The organism is Streptomyces cahuitamycinicus (assembly GCF_002891435.1).
In the GTDB taxonomy this organism is placed as follows: domain Bacteria; phylum Actinomycetota; class Actinomycetes; order Streptomycetales; family Streptomycetaceae; genus Streptomyces; species Streptomyces cahuitamycinicus.
Genome location: NZ_POUC01000618.1, coordinates 1 through 3,499 on the forward strand (window position 1 = coordinate 1; position 3,499 = coordinate 3,499).

Annotated in this window: 3 protein-coding genes; all 3 read right to left on the minus strand. The window is 71.7% G+C overall.

Going from position 1 to position 3,499, the window contains the following annotated elements; genetic code table 11:
- Positions 1-20: 20 nt before the first annotated feature.
- The 3 genes from C1J00_RS40425 to C1J00_RS40435 all read right to left on the minus strand — a co-directional run bounded on the left by C1J00_RS40425 (position 21) and on the right by C1J00_RS40435 (position 3,313).
- Complete coding sequence (locus tag C1J00_RS40425; RefSeq protein WP_102913829.1) at positions 21-1,109, minus strand: NADH-quinone oxidoreductase subunit B family protein; 1,089 nt, start codon at positions 1,107-1,109, stop codon at positions 21-23.
- A gap of 1 nt (position 1,110) precedes the next feature.
- Positions 1,111-2,625 carry a hypothetical protein gene (locus C1J00_RS40430; RefSeq protein WP_102913830.1) on the minus strand — a complete coding sequence of 505 codons (1,515 nt, stop codon included), beginning with the start codon at positions 2,623-2,625 and terminating at the stop codon, positions 1,111-1,113.
- 217 nt (positions 2,626-2,842) lie between these two features.
- A complete protein-coding gene (locus C1J00_RS40435; RefSeq protein WP_102913831.1) occupies positions 2,843-3,313 on the minus strand; it encodes a DUF6069 family protein in 471 nt (156 codons plus the stop codon).
- Between the last annotated feature and the right edge of the window lie 186 nt (positions 3,314-3,499).

Genomic DNA, 3,499 nt, shown 5'->3' on the forward strand with positions numbered 1-3,499 from the left:
GGGGTGGGTGCCGGGTGTCATCACGGCCGCCAGCGCGGGTCGTAGCCGCTGGTCAGCTTGCGCTTGTTGTGGCGCCACCTCGGCTCGTGGTTGACCAGTTCGTTCGTCATGCCGCGCAGCCTGCGGATGACGGCTCCGTACGGCTTGATGACCAGGGACGACAGGGTGCTGCCCGGCGGCTCGTCCATGAACGGCATGAACGCGTCGGGGAAGCCGGGCATCGTGCAGCCGATGCAGATGCCGCCGACGTTGGGGCAGCCGCCCAGGCCGCCCATCCAGCCGCGCTTGGGCACGTTGCAGTTGACGACCGGGCCCCAGCAGCCTGTCTTCACCAAGCACTTGGGGGAGTTGTAGTCCGTGGCGAAGTTGGCCTGCTCGTAGTACGAGCCGCGGTCGCAGCCCTCGTGGACCGTCTTTCCGAAGAGCCACTGGGGGCGCAGCATGTGGTCCAGCGGCGGCGGAGGTGCGGAGCCGGCCGCGTGGTAGAGGACCCAGATCAGGGTCTCCATGAAGTTCTCGGGCTGGATCGGGCAGCCGGGCACGTTGACGATGGGCAGGCCGGCCTGGGAGGTGTAGTCCCAGCCCAGGTAGTCGGCCAAGCCCATGCAGCCCGTCGGGTTGCCGGACATGGCGTGGATGCCGCCGAAGGTGGCGCAGGTGCCGGCGGCCACCACCGCCCATGCCTTGGGGGCCAGTTGGTCGATCCACCAGTTGAGGGTCTGCGGCTCTCCGGTCTCCGGGTCGTTGCCGAAGGACGTCCAGTAGCCGTCGCCCTCGATGATGTTCTGGTTGGGGATCGAGCCCTCGATGACGAGGATGAACGGGCCGAGTTCGCCGCGTACGGCCGCCCGGTAGGGCGCCAGGAAGTCCTCGCCGCCCAGGCTGGGCGAGAGCACCTTGTTGACCAGGTTCACCTTCGGCAGGCCCGGGATCAGTCCGAGCACCAGGTCCTCGATGGAGGGCTGGTCGGCTGCGGTGAGCGAGACGGTGTCGCCGTCGCAGCTCATGCCCTCGGAGATCCAGAGGATGTGGATCTCGTCTATGCCCTGCCGGTCCTCGGACCGTTCGGGTTCCTTGCCGACTTCGGTGGTGCTGCTGTGGGTTGTCATGTCACTCGGCCTCCGCTGCGGGGGTCTCGGAGTCGGTCGTGTGCCGCGCCGGAGCTGCGGCGGGAGCCGGTGCCGACGGCTCGTCCGGGGATCCGGCGGGCCCGAGGGGTTCGAGCTCGTCGGGCCGGAAGTAGTGGAAGCGGCCGTACCAGTTGTTGAGTTCGGCGGCCGGGTCGTCGTCGAGGGTGACGGCGAGGTGCACGCTGCCGTCCACGTCGTGGAAGACGGCGGCGACCTCGGCGGTCCGCCCGGCCAGGAACATGTCCTGGGCGTCGGCGCCGCGTCGCCGGGGGCGCAGCCGTACACGGCTGCCTCCGCCGAGGGGGACGCCGTCGACGAGCACGGTGTCGCTGGTCGGGGAGAGTCCGTCGTCGGCGCCCTCCTGCCACCAGGCGGGGCGGTCGGCGGGCGCCGTGGGGGCGATGGGTGTCAGGGAGCGGACTGCGCCGTGCAGCCGTTCGAAGACCTCCTGCGGCATGGTGTCGACCCGGTCGAGGATCGCGGCGGCCCGCGGGTCGGTGGCCCGCGCCTCGCGCTTCTCCTCGTCGGTCAGCAGCATCGTGCGCAGGGTGAGGATCTCGTCGATCTCCGCGGCGTCGTGCAGGTCGCCCGGGCTTTCGGGGGCGACCTGGGGGTGGTCGGGCAGGATGATCGGCGCGGACAGCAGGACGTGCCCGACGTCGCCGGCATCGCCGCCGAGGACGGGGAAGGTGAACTCGTTGCGGCACGTGCGCACGGCTGCTTCGAGATCCGCCGGCGGATCGATCAGCGAGACGAACTCCACTCCGTCGCCGCCGATGAGGGTGTGGGTGGCGATGAGGGCCCGGCGCAGTGCCTCGTCGCGGGTGGTGCGCGGCGGCGGGGCGGGCGCGGTGTTGGTGGTCCGTACGCGGATCCGGCAGAGGTCGTCGGAGAGCTGTTCGGCGGTGACGGTGGTCTCGGCCCGGATCTCCTCGCGGGTGCGCGCCACCCGCCCGGCGCCTTCCGGCAGTGCCTCGACGTCCTCACCGGCCGCGGCGCCCACCACGAAGGTGTGCCCGCCCCGCAGGAGTTCGTCGAGCGGAACCTCGGCCTCGCACTCGCGCGGCAGGGCCTCGTCGAAGGTCAGATGGACCGTGCCGTCGTCGGTGCGCAGCGACTCCACGGGGCGGTGGCCGGCTTCCTGCACCTGCTTGCGCTGCATCTGGAGGTACCGGACCCGCACGCGCACACCGGCGATGTCCGGCTGCCGGAGCCGCAGCAGGCACTCGGTCTGCTGGTACCAGGAGTCGGCGGAGCCGGAGACACCCGGAGAGACGGGGCCGTCCGCCTCCACCCAGTCCCTGGGGAACAGCACGCCGAACTGCCAGCGGACGCGGTTCTTGGTGGAGGAGCGGCGGTAGGGGTAGAGGAGGTAGCCCTCGTAGAGGACGGCGTCGGCGACGGTGCCGAGTTGCTCGAAGACGCCCGGGGAGGGGCCCGTGCCGCCTCTCGGGGCGGCTTCCTTCGTGCCGCCGTCGGCCGGTGCCTCCGCCATCGCGCCTCCTCGTCCCTGGGTGCACACGCATCCCTTCCACCACCGTCACACCGCATATCGACGGTCGCCTCCTGCGGCGCAGCAGGACTGGGCCGTTCGGGGGTGGTCGGGGAGCTGCCGCCGTGTGACGCGGAACGGAGGGTGGGCGCAGCGACCGGGCCCGTCGGCGCCTAGGCGCGACGGGCCCGTGTCGGTGGTGATGGCGGGTGGGGTGTGTTCAGCGCTGCACGTGGGCGAGCCTGCGCGCCAGCATCGGGACGATGACCGCGACGGCCACCACATGGGACGCGGCGAGGACGATCTGGGTGGACGTGGCGGTGTGCGGGGCGACGGCCGGGCCGGCGAGGGACAGCGCGGTGAGCGCGACGGTGGTCACGGTGAAGGTGCGGGCGGGCCGCCGGGCCCAGCGGGCGAGGGCCACGGCGAGGACGACTCCGGCGACCGACCAGAACACCACCCCGCCGAAGAAACCGCCGACCGGGATCTCCGCGGCCTCCTTCGCGCCAGGGCCGGCCGCCTCCATCGGGACACCGGCGGCCCGCGAGACGAGCGCGAACACCTCCGTCACGACGGCTCCGGCGAGGGTGGCCAGAACGCCGACCAGCCACACGGGACGTGCCGAGAGAAACCCGGAGATGCTCCGGGACGCGGTCTGCGGGGCCTGGGTCCGGGGCGTCGTCACACTCATGTCGCTGCCTCCTTACGGGCGTTGGGGCGCGGTGGGTCTTTCGGAGAGGTAGACCGGACGGCGGCGCTGAACTCATCGGTGGCCGGGGGACGTTTCCACCGGGCCGGTGGTTCAGCCGGATGGCACACGTCACCCGCACGAACCGGCGCGTAACGGGAAGGCGTTACGTCATGGACCAGCCGACAC